Genomic DNA, 18,533 nt, shown 5'->3' on the forward strand with positions numbered 1-18,533 from the left:
TAAGGAGAAAATAACAAAATCACTTGAAATAAAGCTCCAATTATGATAAAATAAAACTTGTCGTGTGAACGATAATACTCATTCTTGATGAATTGTGAAACTGTTGCCTTTTGGTTGTTTTGCAAGTTGAAATCAAGAAGAGGAAAAAACAAAAAAGGAGAAATACTCATGGCAGTAATTTCAATGAAACAACTTCTTGAGGCTGGTGTACACTTTGGTCACCAAACTCGTCGCTGGAACCCTAAGATGGCTAAGTACATCTTCACTGAGCGTAACGGAATCCACGTTATCGACTTGCAACAAACTGTAAAATACGCTGACCAAGCATACGACTTTATGCGTGATGCAGCAGCTAACGATGCAGTTGTATTGTTTGTTGGTACTAAGAAACAAGCTGCTGACGCTGTTAAAGAAGAAGCAGAACGTTCAGGTCAATACTTCATCAACCACCGTTGGTTGGGTGGTACCCTTACTAACTGGGGAACAATCCAAAAACGTATCGCTCGTTTGAAAGAAATCAAACGCATGGAAGAAGAAGGAATCTTCGATGTTCTTCCTAAGAAAGAAGTTGCACTTCTTAACAAACAACGCGCTCGTCTTGAAAAATTCTTGGGTGGTATCGAAGACATGCCTCGCATCCCAGATGTAATGTACGTAGTTGACCCACATAAAGAGCAAATCGCTGTTAAAGAAGCTAAAAAATTGGGTATCCCAGTTGTAGCGATGGTTGACACAAACACTGATCCAGATGATATCGATGTAATCATCCCAGCTAACGATGACGCTATCCGCGCAGTTAAGTTGATCACAGCTAAATTGGCAGACGCTATCATCGAAGGTCGCCAAGGTGAAGACGCTGTAGCAGCAGTTGAAGCAGAATTTGCAGCTTCAGAGGCTCAAGCAGACTCAATCGAAGAAATCGTTGAAGTTGTTGAAGGCGACAACGCTTAATTCGTATAAATAGTAATTACCTAGGAGGGCGGGGCTTAGCCCGGCTCTCCTATTTTTAAAAAATATAGGAGAATCAAAATGGCAGAAATTACAGCTAAACTTGTTAAAGAGTTGCGTGAAAAATCTGGTGCTGGTGTTATGGACGCTAAAAAAGCATTGGTCGAAGTTGAAGGTGATATCGAAAAAGCGATTGAATTGCTTCGTGAAAAAGGTATGGCTAAGGCAGCTAAGAAAGCTGACCGTGTTGCTGCTGAAGGTTTGACTGGTGTTTATGTAAACGGTAACGTTGCAGCAGTTGTTGAAGTAAATGCTGAAACTGACTTCGTTGCGAAAAACGCTCAATTTGTTGAGTTGGTAAACGCAACAGCTAAAGCAATCGCTGAAGGAAAACCAGCTAACAACGAAGAAGCTCTTGCTTTGACAATGCCTTCAGGTGAAACTCTGGAAGCAGCTTATGTGTCTGCAACAGCGACTATCGGAGAAAAAATCTCATTCCGTCGCTTTGCTTTGATTGAAAAAACAGATGCACAACACTTTGGAGCTTACCAACACAACGGTGGACGTATCGGTGTTATCTCTGTAATCGAAGGTGGAGATGAAGCACTTGCTAAACAAATCTCAATGCACATCGCTGCTATGAAACCAACAGTTCTTTCATACAAAGAATTGGATGAGCAATTTGTTAAAGATGAGTTGGCACAATTGAACCACGTTATCGACCAAGATAATGAAAGCCGTGCTATGGTTGGTAAACCAGCTCTTCCACACTTGGCATACGGATCTAAAGCTCAATTGACTGATGAAGTAATCGCTCAAGCTGAAGAAGCTATCAAAGCTGAATTGGCTGCAGAAGGTAAACCAGAAAAAATCTGGGATAAAATCATCCCAGGTAAAATGGATCGCTTCATGCTTGACAACACTAAAGTTGACCAAGCTTACACACTTCTTGCACAAGTTTACATCATGGATGACAGCAAGACAGTTGAAGCTTACCTTGAATCAGTTAACGCTTCAGTAGTTGAGTTCGCTCGCTTTGAAGTTGGTGAAGGTATCGAAAAAGCTGCAAACGACTTTGAAGCAGAAGTTGCAGCTACAATGGCAGCAGCCTTGAATAACTAATAATAAAAAGAGGAAGCAGATTTGCTTCCTCTTTCTTATAGAAAAAATTACAAAGCCCTTGTTAAAGGGCTTTGTGTATTTAGGAGACTAGACTTCGAACTCATAGAGCGCTGTAGATAGGTAACGTTCTCCGTTATCTGGTGCAAGCGCAAGGACTTTTTTACCTGCCCCTAGTTTTTTAGCAACTTCGATTGCTGCATAGATAGCTGCGGCAGAAGAAATACCTACCAAGAAGCCTTCTTTTCCACCAATTTCGCGACCAAGTGCAAGAGCATTGTCTGATGTCACGCGAACGATACCATCATAAGCTTCTGTATCAAGTGTTTCTGGGATGAATCCTGCAGAGATACCTTGAATTTTGTGAGGTCCTGGTTTTTCACCTGATAAGATTGCTGACTCGTCTGCCTCAACTGCAAATACTTGAATGCCTGAATTAGCCGATTTAAGAGCGTGAGAGACACCAGAAATAGTTCCTCCAGTACCAACACCAGCAACAAAGGCATCTAAACCATCAGCTCCGAAATCAGCTAGAATTTCAGCTCCTGTTGTTCTTTCGTGAACTTCTGGGTTAGCTTGGTTATTAAACTGTAATGGTAGGAAACCATCGCGTTCAGCAGCAATTTCTTGCGCTTTTGCAATCGCACCTTTCATTCCTTCGCTACCGGGAGTGAGGACTAGTTCAGCACCATAAGCTTGGATGATCTTGCGGCGTTCAACACTCATTGTTTCAGGCATAACAATGACAACTTTATAACCTTTAGCAGCACCAACCCATGAAAGACCGATACCAGTGTTCCCACTAGTTGCTTCTACAATGGTAGAGCCTGGTTTCAGTTTACCCTCTTGTTCTGCTTTTTCAATCATACTAAGAGCGATGCGGTCTTTAACGGATGAACCTGGGTTAAAAGCTTCTAGTTTTACGTAAACGTCTGCTGCACCTTCTGGTACAATGTTATTCAATTTAACAATCGGTGTTTTTCCGATAAGTTCTGTGATATTGTTATAAATAGCCATGTTAGCACCTCTTTATATAAGATGCTTCTAGTATAACGCTATCTTAAACTTTTGTAAAATATAGAAATCCTATCGAAGCGATAGGATTTTTTTATAACAATCAGAAAAATAGTTAGTGTAAATCTAAAAATGGAGGGAAGATATTTAAAAGTGCTTTACACAAGGTTTACAGGAACTTCAACTTCTCGTAAGCCTTGATCTGTTAGGATAACTTTCCCATTAAAAAATTCTATGAGGGCAGCTTTGGTATCCTCTTTATCTTCTTTATCGACAAAGATAATTGTGTCAACTTGATCTGTAAAGTTTGTCTCTAATTCTATGAGATTATGCTCTTTAAGAAAATTCCCATATTCTTGATACTGGGCATAGGTCATGTGAATCTGTATCCCTGCCTGCTCTTTGATTTCAATAATGCCAATTTCCTTAACTGCTAGGGCAACACTACCAGCATAAGCGCGAATCAAACCACCAGCCCCTAGTTTGATACCACCAAAATAACGAGTAACTACAACACAGACATTAGTAAGGTTGTGATTCTCCAGAACTCCTAGCATAGGAACGCCAGCAGTTCCACTAGGTTCTCCATCATCACTAGTTCGCTTGATTTCACTACGCTCACCGACAATAAAAGCGGAGCAGTTGTGGGTAGCTTTATAGTGTTCTTTTTTGATAGCTGTGATAAAGTCACGAGCTTCTTCCTCACTATAGACACGTTTGGCATGACAGATAAAGCGTGATTTTTTGATTTCTTCTTGGACTTGTCCGTCCTCTTTTATAGTTCTGTATTCCATATTTTTATTGTACTAAAAAATAGAGTAAAGTTCTACATTTTACGAATAAAGAAATATGAAAGTAAATCCAAATTATCTCGGTCGCCTTTTTACCGAGCAAGAATTAAGTCATGAGGAGAGACAACAAGCAAAACAAATTCCATCCATGAAAAAAGAAAAGGGACAACTATCTTGTCAGCGTTGTGGTAGTCAGATAGAAGAGGAATGGCATTTGCCTATTGGTGCTTTTTATTGTCGAGAATGCTTGATTATGAAGCGAATAAGAAGTGATCAAAAACTCTATTACTTTCCGCAAGAAAGGTTTCCACAGCAAGATGTACTCAAATGGTCAGGTCAACTGACTCCATTTCAAGAGCGGGTATCACAAGGACTCCTTCAGGCGGTAGATAAGAAGGAGGCTACCTTGGTACATGCAGTGACAGGAGCTGGTAAGACTGAGATGATCTACCAAGTTGTTGCCAAGGTAATTGATCAAGGTGGAGCTGTTTGTTTGGCCAGTCCACGAATTGATGTTTGCCTAGAACTCCATAAACGATTACAAAATGATTTTGCATGTGAGATTGCGCTACTACATGGGGAGTCGGATCCCTATTTTCGTACACCTTTAGTTGTAGCAACCACTCACCAGCTATTAAAATTTTATCAAGCTTTTGATTTATTGATTGTGGATGAAGTAGACGCCTTCCCTTATGTTGATAATCCTGTACTTTACCATGCTGTCAATAATTGTGTAAAGGAGACCGGATTGAGAATATTTTTAACAGCAACGTCAACTGATGAGTTAGATAGAAAAGTTAAACAAGGGGAGTTAAAGCGTCTTAGCTTACCTCGTCGTTTTCATGGAAATCCTCTCATTGTTCCCAAGCCAATCTGGTTATCGCATTTTAATAGATATTTAGAAAAAAATGGCTTACCTCCAAAATTAAAACTTTACATTGAGAAACAGAGAAAGACGGCATATCCCTTACTAATCTTCGCATCTGAAATAAAAAAGGGAGAAAAGCTAAAAGAAATATTGCAGGAGAAATTTCCAAATGAGAAAATAGGCTTTGTATCCTCAATCACGGAAGACCGATTAGAGCAGGTACAAGCCTTTCGAGATGGAGAGTTGACGATATTAGTAAGCACAACTATATTAGAGCGTGGAGTTACCTTCCCTCGTGTAGATGTTTTTGTGGTGGAAGCCAATCATCAACTCTTTACCAAGTCAAGTTTAGTACAAATTGGTGGGCGAGTTGGAAGAAGCATGGATCGTCCTACTGGAGAACTTATATTTTTCCATGACGGACTCAATCAGTCTATTAAGAGAGCCATAAAGGAGATTAAACAAATGAATCAGGAGGCAGGAGTATGAAGTGTTTATTGTGTGCTAAAAGCTTGCAAACAGAGGTAAGCTTTACTAACCTGCTCTGTTTTAAAAAGGAGGAGGAACTAGTATGTGAATCCTGTATTTCGTCTTTCGAGAGCATTGGTGGTAATCATTGTCCTAGTTGTTTTAAAAAAGGAATGTCAATCATCTGTCAAGATTGTCAATTTTGGTGTAAAAAAGGTGTAAAGGTTGATCATGTAGCTCTTTATTCCTATAATCAGGCCATGAAAGAGTATTTTAGTCGCTATAAATTTGATGGTGATTATCTTCTTAGAAAGGTATTTTCTGATATATTACAAAAAGAGTTAAAGAAGTATAAGGACTATCAGATTGTGATTGTTCCTCTGAGTGGCCAGCGTTTTAAAAGCAGAGGCTTTAATCAAGTTGAGGGTTTGATAAAGGATACTGGGTTATCATATCTTGATATTTTGATTAAAAACGAAGTTGAAGCTAGTTCTTCAAAAAATCGATCAGATCGTTTACTTACAGTATTTCCCTTTTTGTTGAAAGATGGAGTGAAGCTTCCAGAGAATATCTTACTATTTGATGATATCTATACAACTGGAACTACCTTGAATCGTCTTAAAAGTATGCTATTAGAGGCTGGTTGTCAGAATATTAAAACTTTTTCCCTCGCAAGATGAGGAAAAAGTTTGCAAAAAAAATATGAAAGCGTTATAATATAATTAGAAAAACAAATATGTTTAGAAAGAAGGTACTTATATGATTAAATATAGTATCCGTGGTGAAAACCTAGAAGTAACAGAAGCAATTCGTGATTATGTAGTTTCTAAACTCGAAAAGATCGAAAAATACTTCCAAGCAGACCAAGAATTGGATGCGCGTGTTAACTTGAAAGTTTACCGTGAAAAGACTGCTAAAGTTGAAGTAACCATTCCGCTTGGATCTATTACTCTTCGTGCAGAAGATATTTCTCAAGATATGTACGGTTCTATTGATTTGGTGACAGATAAGATTGAGCGTCAGATTCGTAAAAACAAAACTAAAATTGAACGTAAGAACAGAAATAAAGTATCAACAAGTCAACTCTTTACAGATGCTTTAGTTGAGGACTTAGATGTAGCACAACCAAAAGTTGTTCGTTCAAAACAAATTGATTTGAAACCAATGGATTTGGAAGAAGCTATCTTACAGATGGATTTATTGGGACATGACTTCTTTATCTATGTAGATGTTGAAGATGAAACAACAAATGTTATTTATCGTCGTGAAGATGGAGATATTGGTCTTCTAGAAGTTAAATAATCAAAAAAATTAGTCTTTGAAAGTGGTTTACACTAGTGTAAACCACTTTTTAGTTTGGATGTTTTACTATTATTTGAAAATAGTGTTTCCTCTTTAAAAGTCGCATTTTGGCTACATTTATGGTATAATAATGCGCAAGAGGTTTGTAATGAAAAAAAATGAAATAAATCCCTTTTTTATGTATCTGATAGCTATGGTAACCTTTACGATTATGACCATTTTGATTGTGTTAGTAAAGGATAATCTTATCACTATAGCAAGTCTATTTTTATTTATCGTATTCTATGTTCTGCTATTTAATTTCCAGAAAAAATATTACAAAAAAACGGATATCGAGCAAATCCAGTATGTCAATCATCAGGCTACGGATAGTTTGAGTGCCCTCCTAGAGCAAATGCCTGTCGGAGTTGTTAAATTAAACATGAACAGCAGTGAGATTGAATGGTTCAATCCCTATGCGGAATTAATTTTAACAACTGAGGATGGAGAAATTGATTTTCCTCAATTTCAAAAGATTTTAAAGAGTTCGATTTCTACTCCAGGGGCTTATGCCATTATTGGGGAGAAACGTTATGCAGTGCATTTAGATAGAAATTCAGGTGTCTTATACTTTTTTGATGTTTCTGGTGAGTATGAGGCTACTGCTGAGCTTGTGACAAGTAGACCGGTAATCGGGATTATCTCAGTTGATAACTATGATGATTTGGAAAATGAAACGTCTGAATCAGACATTAGTCATATTAATAGCTTTGTTGCAAATTTTGTTTCAGAATTTGCCGGGAAACATGCCATGTTTTCTCGTAGAGTGAGTATGGATCGGTTTTATCTATTTACTGACTACACTGTACTTGATCACTTGATGCAGGATAAGTTTTCTGTAATTGACACCTTTCGTGAGGAAGCTAAGCAACGAAATTTACCACTAACGATGAGTATAGGAGTTTCCTATGGTGATGGTAATCATGACCAGATTGGGAAGGTTGCTCTCCTCAATCTCAACTTAGCCGAAGTTCGTGGTGGTGACCAAGTAGTTGTAAAAGAGAATGATGAAACCAAAAATCCAATCTACTTTGGAGGCGGTTCAGCAGCATCTGTTAAACGAACTCGGACACGAACTCGTGCTATGATGACAGCTATCTCAGATAAACTTAAAAGTGTCGATCGAGTTTTTGTTGTTGGTCACAAGAATCTTGACATGGATGCTCTTGGTTCAGCAGTTGGAATGCAGTTGTTTTCGAGTAATGTACTAGAAGATAGTTATGTAGTTTATGATCCTACACAGCTGTCTCCAGATATAGCTCGAGCGGTCAATTATTTGGAAGATGAGGGTGTTTCAAAACTTCTTCCTTTAAATCAAGCGATGACAATGGTTACCAAACGCTCTTTACTGGTGATGGTTGACCATTCTAAGACAGCTTTAACCTTATCCAAAGAGTTTTATGACTTGTTTACCCAGACGATTGTCATTGACCATCATCGTCGTGACCAAGATTTTCCAGATAATTCGGTCATTACCTATATCGAGAGTGGAGCTAGTAGTGCTAGTGAACTAGTAACAGAATTGATTCAATTTCAAAACTCTAAGAAGAAACGTTTGAGTCGTATTCAGGCTAGTGTTCTTATGGGGGGAATGATGTTGGATACTAAAAATTTCACCTCTCGGGTAACTAGTCGAACTTTTGATGTTGCAAGTTATCTCAGAACGAGAGGGAGTGATAGCATTGTCATTCAGGAAATTTCAGCCACTGATTTTGAAGAATATCGATTGGTAAATGAACTCATTTTGCAGGGGCAAATGGTACAGCCATCAATCCTGGTTGCTCAAGCTTTGGAGGATAAAGAGTACGATACGGTTGTTATTAGTAAGGCTGCTGATGCTATGCTTGCCATGTCTAGTATAGAGGCCAGCTTTGTAGTTGCTAAGAATAGTCAAGGAGCAATCTCCATTTCTGCGCGAAGCAGAAGTAAGATCAATGTCCAGCGAATTATGGAAGAGTTAGGTGGCGGTGGTCACTTTAACTTAGCTGCGGCACGTTTGACAGATATGAGCCTGCAAGAAGCAGGAGATAAACTGAAAACAGTTATTTTTAATGAAACAAAAGAAAAGGAGTCAGAAGAATGAAAGTAATCTTTTTAGCAGATGTTAAAGGTAAAGGGAAAAAAGGTGAAATTAAGGAAGTGCCAACTGGATATGCACAAAACTTTTTAATTAAGAAAAATCTTGCTAAGGAAGCTACAGCTCAAGCCATTGGTGAGTTACGTGGTAAGCAAAAATCAGAAGAAAAAGCACATGCAGAGATGCTTGCAGAAGCAAAGGAAATTAAAGCAAAACTGGAAGCAGAAGAAACAATCGTTGAGTTTGTCGAAAAAGTTGGTCCAGACGGACGAACTTTTGGGTCAATTACTAACAAGAAGATTGCAGAAGAATTGCAAAAACAATTTGGTATTAAAATTGATAAACGCCACATTCAAGTTCAATCACCAATCCGAGCAGTTGGTTTGATTGATGTTCCGGTTAAGATTTATCAAGATGTAACAAGTGTAATCAATCTTCGTGTCAAGGAAGCTTAATTTACGATTGGTTGACAATATTGTAAAAGGAAGGAAAGTCTGATGGCAGAAGTTGAAGAACTGCGTGTTCAGCCTCAAGATATCCTAGCAGAACAATCTGTTCTAGGAGCTATTTTTATTGATGAGACTAAACTCGTTTTTGTCCGAGAATATATCGATTCACAGGACTTCTTTAAGTATGCTCACCGTTTGATTTTTCAAGCTATGGTTGATTTGTCTGATCGTGGAGATGCTATTGATGCAACCACAGTTCGGACGATACTAGATAGCCAGGGTGATTTACAAACTATTGGAGGCTTGTCTTATCTGGTTGAGATTGTCAATTCGGTGCCAACCTCTGCCAATGCGGAATACTATGCTAAAATTGTAGCAGAAAAGGCTATGCTTAGACGTCTAATTGCTAAGTTGACAGAGTCTGTAAACCTAGCCTATGAAGCTTCTCAACCTGCTGACGAAATTATTGCTCGTGCAGAAAAAGGCTTGATTGACGTTAGTGAGAATGCCAATCGAAATGGCTTTAAAAATATTCGCGATGTATTGAATATCAACTTTGGGAATTTAGAAGCTCGTTCGCAACAGACTTCAGATATCACGGGTATTGCGACAGGTTATCGAGATTTAGATCACATGACGACAGGTCTGCATGAGGAAGAATTGATTATTTTGGCAGCTCGTCCTGCGGTTGGTAAGACAGCCTTTGCTTTGAATATTGCGCAAAATATCGGAACCAAACTAGACAAGACAGTTGCTATTTTCTCTCTGGAAATGGGTGCTGAAAGTTTGGTCGATCGTATGTTGGCTGCGGAAGGATTGGTAGAGTCGCATTCTATCCGTACAGGGCAATTGACTGAGGAAGAATGGCGCAAGTATACGATTGCTCAGGGTAATCTGGCTAATGCAAGTATCTACATTGATGATACACCAGGGATTCGGATCACAGAAATTCGCTCTCGTTCCCGTAAACTGGCTCAAGAAACAGGTAATCTAGGCTTGATTTTGATTGACTATCTTCAGCTGATTACAGGGACTGGTCGAGAAAATCGTCAACAAGAAGTATCTGAAATTTCCCGTCAGTTGAAAATCCTAGCAAAAGAACTCAAAGTTCCAGTTATAGCTCTTAGTCAGCTTTCTCGTGGTGTAGAGCAACGTCAAGATAAGAGACCAGTTTTGTCTGATATTCGTGAATCTGGATCTATCGAGCAAGATGCTGATATCGTAGCTTTTCTCTATCGTGATGACTATTATGAGCGTGGTGGTGAAGAAGAGGAAGGCATTCCAAATAATAAAGTAGAAGTGATTATCGAGAAAAACCGTAGCGGTGCTCGCGGAACGGTAGAATTGATTTTCCAAAAAGAATATAATAAATTTTCAAGTATTTCGAAGATGGAGGAACCAAGATGACAGACGCATTTACAGATGTGGCTAAAATGAAAAAAATCAAAGAAGAAATTAAGGCGCATGAGGGACAAGTGGTAGAAATGACCTTAGAAAATGGTCGTAAACGCCAAAAAAATCGTTTAGGAAAACTGATTGAGGTTTATCCATCGCTCTTCATCGTTGAGTTTGGAAATGTTGAAGGAGACAAACAGGCTAATGTCTATGTTGAATCTTTCACCTATTCAGATATTTTAACAGAAAAGAACTTAATTCATTATTTAGATTAAGGATAATCATGAAAGTGGGAAGTTTCTCACTTTTTTCTTTTTCTTTCGAATGATATAGATGAGGTCAACCTCAAAAATCTAATTATTTGAAGGAGAATGAATGACATTTACTAAAGCAGGACATAAAAAGGGAACTTTTCTCAGAAAGACAGCTGTAGGATCAGCTTCACTATTACTAGCAGGAGCTTTTTTGTTTGGTGGAGGAACTGTTCATGCCAACCAGGCAAACAATGGATCACTGGCACGAGGAGATGATTATCCCTATTATTAAAAATGGAAGTCAAAAAATTGATAAGTGGCGCATGTACTCAGGACAGTGTACCTCTTTTGCTGCTTTTCGTTTAAGTAGCGTCAATGGTTTTGAGCTACCAGCTGCTTATGGGAATGCCAATCAATGGGGTTATCGAGCCCAAAAAGAAGGCTATCGTGTGGACCAGCAACCAGCAATTGGTGCGATTGCTTGGAGTACAAGAGGGCAATATGGTCACGTAGCTTGGGTATCTAACGTGATTGGAGACATGATTGAAATTGAGGAGTACAATTACGATTATACAGAAACGTATCATCGTAGAATTGTAAAGGCGAGTTCTATGACTGGTTTCATTCACTTTAAAGATGTTGGGAATGCTAGTGTAGGGCATCATCAGTCTCTACTAGCTTCTAGTGGAACACATTACTTTACGGAAAAAGCAGCTATTATGGATCAGCCGACACTGACAGCTACTATTATTGAATACTATGAACCTGGAATGAGTGTTCATTATGATCAAACTCTTGAAAAGGATGGCTATAGATGGATTAGTTATATGTCACGAAGTGGAAACAGACGTTATATCCCCTTAACTAAAACAAGTAGTTCTAAAAATGGTTGGGAAAAAGAGGGAACAGCTTGGTACTACTATGAAAATGGTCAGAAAGCAGTTGGTTGGAAGAAGATTAATGGGAACTGGTATCATTTGCAAGCTGATGGTAGAATGACGACAGGCTGGTTAAAAGAAGGTTCGAATTGGTATTATCTGAAGTCATCTGGTGAAATGCAGACAGGTTGGCTGAAAGATAAGGGCGTTTGGTATTATCTGGAAAGTTCTGGAGCTATGAAAACCAGTCAGTGGTTCCAGGTTTCAGGAAAACATTATTATGTAAATGCATCTGGAGAATTGGCAGTAAATACGACTATCGATGGATTTCAAGTTGATGCTGATGGGGTTCGAGTAGAAAACCCAGTCTCATAAGTGTTATTCAGCATTTGGGCTCTTCCTAATGGTATTTTTCCCTGCTTTCCTTTATAATGGGTGTATGGACAAGAAAAAATTATTACTAATTGACGGTTCTTCAGTTGCTTTTCGGGCATTCTTTGCACTTTACCAGCAACTGGATCGTTTTAAAAATGACAATGGCCTACATACCAATGCAATCTACGGTTTTCACCTGATGCTAAATCACCTACTGGAGCGTGTCCAACCGAGTCATATCTTGGTTGCTTTTGATGCAGGAAAGACGACTTTCCGTACAGAGATGTATGCAGATTATAAGGGTGGTCGTGCCAAGACTCCGGATGAGTTTCGTGAGCAATTTCCTTTTATCCGTGAGTTGCTAGACCATCTTGGAATTCGTCATTATGAGCTAGCCCAGTATGAAGCAGATGATATCATTGGTACCTTAGGTCGTTTGGCTGAAAAGGATTCTTTTGATGTGACGATCGTCAGTGGAGATAAGGACTTGATCCAGTTGACAGATGAGCATACCGTGGTTGAAATTTCCAAAAAAGGTGTAGCTGAGTTTGAGGCATTTACACCAGAATATCTCTTGGAAAAGATGGGCATCACACCAGCTCAATTTATTGATCTTAAGGCTCTCATGGGGGATAAGTCAGATAATATCCCTGGCGTTACCAAGATTGGTGAAAAGACTGGTATTAAGCTCTTGCTGGAACACGGCTCGCTTGAAGGTATTTATGAAAATATCGATAGTATGAAGGCTTCTAAGATGAAAGAAAATCTCATCAATGATAAGGAGCAAGCCTTTTTGTCTAAAACACTGGCGACAATCGACACGAAAGCGCCGATTGAAATTGGACTGGATGATTTGGTTTATAGCGGACCAAATGTGGAAAGCTTAGGTAAATTCTACGATGAGATGGGCTTCAAACAACTCAAGCAGGCTTTAAATGTATCATCAGCTGATGTGGCTGAGAGTTTGGACTTTACTATGGTTGACAAATTCAGTCAAGATATGCTAAGTGAGGACTCCATCTTCCACTTTGAACTCTTTGGAGAAAACTACCATACAGATGACTTGATTGGCTTTGCTTGGTCGTGCGGAGACAAACTCTATGCTACAGATAAGTTGGAACTTTTGCAAGACCCGATTTTTAAGGATTTTCTAGAAAAAACATCTTTTAAAGTGTATGACTTTAAGAAAGCAAAAGTCCTTTTAAATCGCTTTGGCTTGAATTTGCAGGCTCCTGCTTTTGACAGTCGTTTGGCTAAGTATCTTCTCTCAACAGTCGAGAATAATGAAATTTCAACCATTGCTAGTCTCTACGGTCAAACTTACCTAGTCGATGATGAAACCTTCTATGGTAAGGGTGTCAAGAAAGCTATCCCTGAGCGAGAGAAATTCTTGGAGCACTTGGCTCGTAAGGTTGCTGTATTGGTTGAGACAGAGCCTATTTTACTTGAAAAATTAAGCGAAAACGGACAATTGGACCTCCTTTATGACATGGAGCAACCTCTAGCCTTTGTCCTTGCTAAGATGGAAATAGCTGGGATCAAGGTCAAAAAAGAAACACTTCTTGAGATGCAGGCTGAAAATGAGCTGGTGATTGAAAAGCTGACGCAAGAGATTTATGAGTTGGCTGGTGAGGAGTTTAATATCAACTCACCTAAGCAATTGGGCGTCCTTCTTTTTGAAAAACTAGGTCTCCCTCTCGAATATACCAAGAAAACCAAGACGGGTTACTCGACAGCAGTAGATGTCTTGGAGCGTCTAGCTCCGATTGCACCAATCGTCAAGAAAATTCTCGATTACCGTCAGATTGCTAAGATTCAATCCACTTATGTGATTGGTTTGCAGGACTGGATTTTAGCTGATGGCAAGATTCACACGCGCTATGTGCAAGATTTGACTCAGACAGGTCGTCTGTCTAGTGTGGATCCAAACTTACAAAATATCCCTGTTCGTTTGGAACAAGGGCGCCTTATCCGTAAGGCTTTCGTGCCAGAGTGGGAGGACAGTGTCCTTCTCAGCTCGGACTACTCACAGATTGAGTTGCGAGTTTTGGCGCATATCTCTAAGGATGAGCACTTAATTAAGGCCTTCCAAGAAGGGGCAGATATCCATACCTCGACAGCCATGCGTGTCTTTGGAATTGAACGTCCTGAGGATGTGACTCCAAACGACCGCCGCAATGCCAAGGCTGTAAACTTCGGAGTGGTCTACGGAATTTCTGATTTTGGTTTATCGAATAATCTGGGCATCAGCCGTAAAGAGGCTAAAGCCTACATCGATACCTACTTTGAACGCTTCCCAGGTATTAAAAACTACATGGATGAAGTGGTTCGTGAGGCGCGTGATAAGGGTTACGTAGAGACTCTCTTCAAACGTCGTCGTGAGTTGCCAGATATTAATTCGCGTAACTTCAACATTCGTGGTTTTGCAGAACGTACAGCGATCAATTCCCCTATCCAAGGTTCAGCAGCAGATATTCTCAAAATCGCTATGATTCAGCTGGATAAAGCCTTGGTTGCAGGTGGTTATCAGACTAAGATGCTTCTACAAGTACACGATGAAATCGTTCTTGAAGTGCCTAAGTCAGAATTAGCTGCTATTAAAAAACTTGTCAAACAAACCATGGAAGAAGCTATTCAACTCAGTGTGCCCCTCATTGCTGATGAAAATGAAGGCGTAACTTGGTATGAGGCCAAGTAAAAAATAGACTATTAAACAAAAAGAAATCCCCTTGAACAGTAACGTTTAAGGGGATTTTTGCTGAGAAAATTTTGCAAGAAAAGATAAAAGCGATTTTATCCAGCTAGTAGTAGACTTACTTGATTTGTTTCTTTTGTTCTTTTTTGGCAAGTACTGGTAGAATAACTCCTAGACCAATCAGAATAATTGGTGTCAAGATATTTGTAAGCAGAGAGAACTGCCAAGCAGTTGGATTTTCAGCATAGCTAATTTTTGGAACCATACCAAGGATACAAGCAAAGGCAGTAAAGAGGAAGCACCAAGTACCGATCACAAAGCCAATTTTAGGATTATTCACAAACTTGTATTCGGCATTTTTGTATGTTTTCCAAGCACGATTGAGCATCATATAGGCAAGGAATACCCAGAGGTAACGCATTGGCATTACTATAGAATTGAGGTTGGTCATCCATTTTACAAGTCCGTCAATTTCCTGAATACCAAAAATTGGAAGGATGATGATAAGGCTAACGAGGACGCCTGTAAGGAGGTAGCCGTTAATGAGGACACCTTTTTCAGTACGTTTACGAAGCCAGCTTGGGATGTAGTTTTCATCAGCGTTATTGAGAAGGATTTGCAATGGTGCGTCAATAGAGAAGGCAAGTGCCGCTATTTGTCCGACCATATTTGTAAGAGCGTAAATCACGACAAATAGGTTTCCAACTCCCCAAGAATTTCCTAACATTTGGAAGGCTTGATAAGCACCATTACGCATGAGGTCTTCAGGGATGTTATTACCATCAAATAGCATTCCCATGGCAACTGACCCGAGAATAGCAGAGAGTCCTACCATGATTGCCATGACAATCATGCCTTTTGGAAATTCTTTTGCAGGATTGCGAGTTTGATTCACATAAGGGGAAATTTTTTCACAACCACCAACTGCAAAGACTAGTAGTGAAATCGTTGTAAAGTAAGAAAAATCAAAGTTTGGAATGTAGGTGCTCAGTTGATCCATGTGTGGTGTCGCAAACTGAATATCTGGCTTGATGAAAGGCAGACCGACAGCCAAAAGCACAAAGAGTAAAGACATAATCAACATAGCACTTCCCGCTAAGCTACCGATGACTTTTAGAGTTGCCAATCCCTTTGTAGAAAGGTAGAGGAAAAGTCCAAAGATTAGCAAGCAGAGAATAACGATCCAGTGGATGTCGATTTGTTTAAGGAATTGTCCGTTACCTTGCAAGGCCCAACCAAGCGGAATTAGAATTCCTTGAGGTTTTTGTGCGAGATAAGGGATATGCACAACCCAGTAGGTCCAAGCAGCAAAGTAAGCTAAACGTTTGGTTGATGTTTTTTCAACCCAGTCACTAACACCGCTTCCGCTTTCCTTAAAGGTAGAACCTAGTTGTCCAACGATGAGGGAATAAGGGATGAAGTAGAGTGCGAGGATCAAAATCCAAGATACGACGACTGAAATTCCCTGTTGAGAATAGTTGTTGACGACGTTTCCTAGCCCCCAAACCATGTTGAAGGCAATCAGAGAAACCATCAGCCAATTAAGTTGGTGTTGATCTTTTTTCATAATGTCTCCTTTTCTATTAATTTCAGTATATCATGTTTTTTTGAAAGCGCATAACAAAACCCGAAATTTCCTATAAAAAATGTAGGGGGAATTTATCAGCTGGAGTTTGTAATTGAGTAAAAGTTATACACAATCTGTGGATAACTTTATGAAATAAAAAATTGTTTTCCAAATGTTAGTTTAGAAAAAAGAGATAGAATGTGTGAGTTGGGTACTAAGCTAGTCGGTTATAAAGACGGATAGAACAGTCTATTGAGGGTGTTTTACTTTAGAATGTCAAAAAAATGGTTGAGAGAAATCGTTTGGAAGTACATGAAATTGATTTGAAAGTTGACTGAAAGTTATGCACAATCTGTGGATAACTTTGTGGAAGATTTACTATAAATCAGAAAATCCCCTTGTACATGATAAGGGAATTTGACCTATTAGTGATTTGGTAACCAGCTGAGGGTAAAGTTGAGAGTTTGAGCATCAAGCAAATCCTGGTGACGGACACTCTGAACTTTTTTCTCATCCAGTTGACAGTTTTTTACAAAGTGGAAGTGTTCATGATTTTGTTGTGTACGAATATCCAACCACTTGTTTCTTTCTGTCAGATAGATACGAAGGTGGTCAAAGAGTGGAATCCCAAGATCATAACTTGCTTTTCCTGGGCATGTCGGGTAAAGTCCAAGAGCAGACCAGACATACCAAGCCGACAGACTACCGTTATCCTCATCTCCAGGATAAGCATCCCAGCCAGCTCGGAAGGCTTTTTGACGGAGAGTCTTGATTAAGAGACTAGTATATTGGGGATAATTACTGTAGCGGAAGAGATAAGGGATGTGGAAACTTGGTTGGTTTGAAATGGCTAGTTGCCCAAATGGCGCTGTTGCCATCTCGCTCATCTCATGAATTTCATATCCATAGCCCGTTGTTTCAAAGAGTGGGAGACTTTGACAAGTTTTCAAAAGATAGTTGCTAAAGGCTTCTTTCCCTCCCATTAGTTGGCTAAGCCCAGAAATATCATGTAAGACGCCGAGACTGGCTTGAATAGCTGAACACTCAGCGTAGTCACGCCCCCAACTATAGGGAGAAAAGTCCGGACGGAAGTTGCCATCTACATCACGCGCCCTCATATAGCCTGTCTCAGAGTCAAAGAGGTTTTGATAATTCTTAGAATAGTGAGCATAGGTTTGGGCTAGCTCTTCTTGCCCTAATTTTGCTGCGCAGGTAGAGATGCAAAAATCACTGTAAGCATAGTCCAGTGTATGACTGACACTTTCATGGAAGTCCGTGGATAGGTATCCTAGCTTTTGGTATTGGGCCAGGCCGTGTCGTCCATTGATAGCTTTTGGATCTGCCTTGGTCGCAGTTTTGATTATGGCTTTGAGAAATTCTTCCTCAAGCTCAGGTGCCATGTTTTTGCAGGCGCTATCTGCAATAAGACCATCAATCAAAGTGCCAGGCATCATTCCTCTTTCATCAGGGGCAAGCCACTTAGGAAGATATCCAGTGTCGCGGTAGCTATTGAGGAAGCCTTCAAGGAACTGACGATAGTATTCTGGAATAATCAAGGCAAAGAGTGGGAATGAAGTGCGGAAGGTATCCCAGAAACCATTATTGGTAAAAAGAAGACCTGGTTTAATTGTTCCTGAAGCGAGGTTTATATGAATCTCTTCTCCCTGTTCACTCACCTCATAAAAGGTTTGCGGGAAGAGAAAAAGTCTATAAAGGCAGTGATCAAAAAATGTTCGGTCTACTGGACCAGTTTCAACAACATCAAAACGGCCTAGAAGATCTTCCCAACTTTTTTTGGCGTCTACTCTTGTTTCTGTAAAATCCTGTTTAGGAAGATTAAAGAAAGCTTGTTCTTTGGAAATAAATGAAGTGGCTAGTTGAACTTGAGCTTCTGCTCCAGCCAAGTCGATACGCCAGTCTTGCCCCACTTGATTGATAGATAGAATATCCGTAGAGAATGCGAGAGCAGTAAACATGACGAGGGGGCTTTTGTTGGTTTCGGTTAATCCGCTTTGACCAAGGCTGACAGTACGCTCATCTACTTGCTCTAATGATAAATCATCAGCTGCATGCAGATAGAGTGAGATCTTCTTGCCTTGTATCTGTCTTAGTTGAATAGAAGCCCCATAGCAAGTAGGTGTGAGCTGAGTTTCAATCTGATAACGCTCAGAAAAAATTCTGAGATAATGGGGATTGAAAATAGCACGATCAAGGTTATAAGAAGACTGACGATGGAAGAGGGTGTCGCCACTGATTTCTCCTGTAACAGGAGTCAGTAGTAACCAAGAATAATC

Annotated in this window: 14 protein-coding genes and 1 pseudogene; 11 read left to right on the forward strand and 4 right to left on the reverse strand. The window is 39.7% G+C overall.

The window, feature by feature from the left end:
- Positions 1-168: 168 nt before the first annotated feature.
- Both rpsB and tsf read left to right on the forward strand, forming a co-directional pair.
- Positions 169-951, forward strand: coding sequence for a 30S ribosomal protein S2 (rpsB, locus tag SINDD18_RS08960; protein ID WP_045613298.1), 783 nt, complete (start codon positions 169-171; stop codon positions 949-951).
- 78 nt (positions 952-1,029) lie between these two features.
- Positions 1,030-2,070, forward strand: a complete 1,041-nt coding sequence (gene tsf / locus SINDD18_RS08965) for a translation elongation factor Ts (RefSeq protein ID WP_004250982.1) — start codon at positions 1,030-1,032, stop codon at positions 2,068-2,070.
- A gap of 87 nt (positions 2,071-2,157) precedes the next feature.
- Here tsf and cysK read toward each other — a convergent pair whose 3' ends face one another.
- A complete protein-coding gene (gene cysK / locus SINDD18_RS08970; RefSeq protein ID WP_004250984.1) occupies positions 2,158-3,084 on the reverse strand; it encodes a cysteine synthase A in 927 nt (308 codons plus the stop codon).
- A 155-nt stretch (positions 3,085-3,239) separates the two neighbouring features.
- Positions 3,240-3,875 (reverse strand): YigZ family protein, encoded by a 636-nt coding sequence (locus tag SINDD18_RS08975; RefSeq protein WP_061863876.1) that lies wholly within the window; start codon positions 3,873-3,875, stop codon positions 3,240-3,242.
- A 55-nt stretch (positions 3,876-3,930) separates the two neighbouring features.
- Here SINDD18_RS08975 and SINDD18_RS08980 point away from each other — a divergent pair, with 55 nt between their 5' ends.
- The 9 genes and pseudogenes from SINDD18_RS08980 to polA all read left to right on the forward strand — a co-directional run bounded on the left by SINDD18_RS08980 (position 3,931) and on the right by polA (position 14,675).
- The gene (locus tag SINDD18_RS08980; RefSeq protein WP_061863877.1) at positions 3,931-5,229 is read left to right on the forward strand and encodes a DEAD/DEAH box helicase; all 1,299 of its coding nucleotides are present in this window, start codon (positions 3,931-3,933) and stop codon (positions 5,227-5,229) included.
- Positions 5,226-5,888 carry a ComF family protein gene (locus SINDD18_RS08985; protein ID WP_061863878.1) on the forward strand — a complete coding sequence of 221 codons (663 nt, stop codon included), beginning with the start codon at positions 5,226-5,228 and terminating at the stop codon, positions 5,886-5,888. Before SINDD18_RS08980 ends, SINDD18_RS08985 begins: the two co-directional genes overlap by 4 nt.
- A 79-nt stretch (positions 5,889-5,967) precedes the next feature.
- Positions 5,968-6,510 (forward strand): ribosome hibernation-promoting factor, HPF/YfiA family, encoded by a 543-nt coding sequence (gene hpf, locus SINDD18_RS08990; protein WP_045762429.1) that lies wholly within the window; start codon positions 5,968-5,970, stop codon positions 6,508-6,510.
- Between the two features lie 148 nt (positions 6,511-6,658).
- Complete coding sequence (locus SINDD18_RS08995; RefSeq protein WP_061863879.1) at positions 6,659-8,632, forward strand: DHH family phosphoesterase; 1,974 nt, start codon at positions 6,659-6,661, stop codon at positions 8,630-8,632.
- On the forward strand, positions 8,629-9,081 hold the full coding sequence (gene rplI, locus SINDD18_RS09000) for a 50S ribosomal protein L9 (protein ID WP_000864204.1): 453 nt from the start codon (positions 8,629-8,631) through the stop codon (positions 9,079-9,081). The genes SINDD18_RS08995 and rplI overlap by 4 nt, the downstream gene beginning before the upstream one ends.
- Positions 9,082-9,123: 42 nt before the next feature.
- Entirely contained in the window at positions 9,124-10,482 is a 1,359-nt protein-coding gene (dnaB, locus tag SINDD18_RS09005) for a replicative DNA helicase (protein WP_000852500.1), read from the forward strand.
- A complete protein-coding gene (locus SINDD18_RS09010) occupies positions 10,479-10,745 on the forward strand; it encodes a Veg family protein (RefSeq protein ID WP_000128621.1) in 267 nt (88 codons plus the stop codon). Before dnaB ends, SINDD18_RS09010 begins: the two co-directional genes overlap by 4 nt.
- A 100-nt stretch (positions 10,746-10,845) precedes the next feature.
- Positions 10,846-11,977, forward strand: a pseudogene (locus SINDD18_RS09015) (SH3 domain-containing protein).
- A 64-nt stretch (positions 11,978-12,041) separates the two neighbouring features.
- Positions 12,042-14,675 (forward strand): DNA polymerase I, encoded by a 2,634-nt coding sequence (gene polA / locus SINDD18_RS09020; RefSeq protein WP_061863880.1) that lies wholly within the window; start codon positions 12,042-12,044, stop codon positions 14,673-14,675.
- A 115-nt stretch (positions 14,676-14,790) separates the two neighbouring features.
- On the opposite strand, the gene SINDD18_RS09025 is transcribed toward polA, so the two are convergent.
- Positions 14,791-16,239 carry an APC family permease gene (locus SINDD18_RS09025; protein WP_061863881.1) on the reverse strand — a complete coding sequence of 483 codons (1,449 nt, stop codon included), beginning with the start codon at positions 16,237-16,239 and terminating at the stop codon, positions 14,791-14,793.
- Between the two features lie 425 nt (positions 16,240-16,664).
- The coding region (locus SINDD18_RS09030) for a GH92 family glycosyl hydrolase (RefSeq protein ID WP_061863882.1) at positions 16,665-18,533 on the reverse strand (1,869 nt) is incomplete at its 5' end.

It is taken from the genome of Streptococcus infantis (assembly GCF_001579645.1).
Classification (GTDB): Bacteria; Bacillota; Bacilli; order Lactobacillales; family Streptococcaceae; genus Streptococcus; species Streptococcus infantis_E.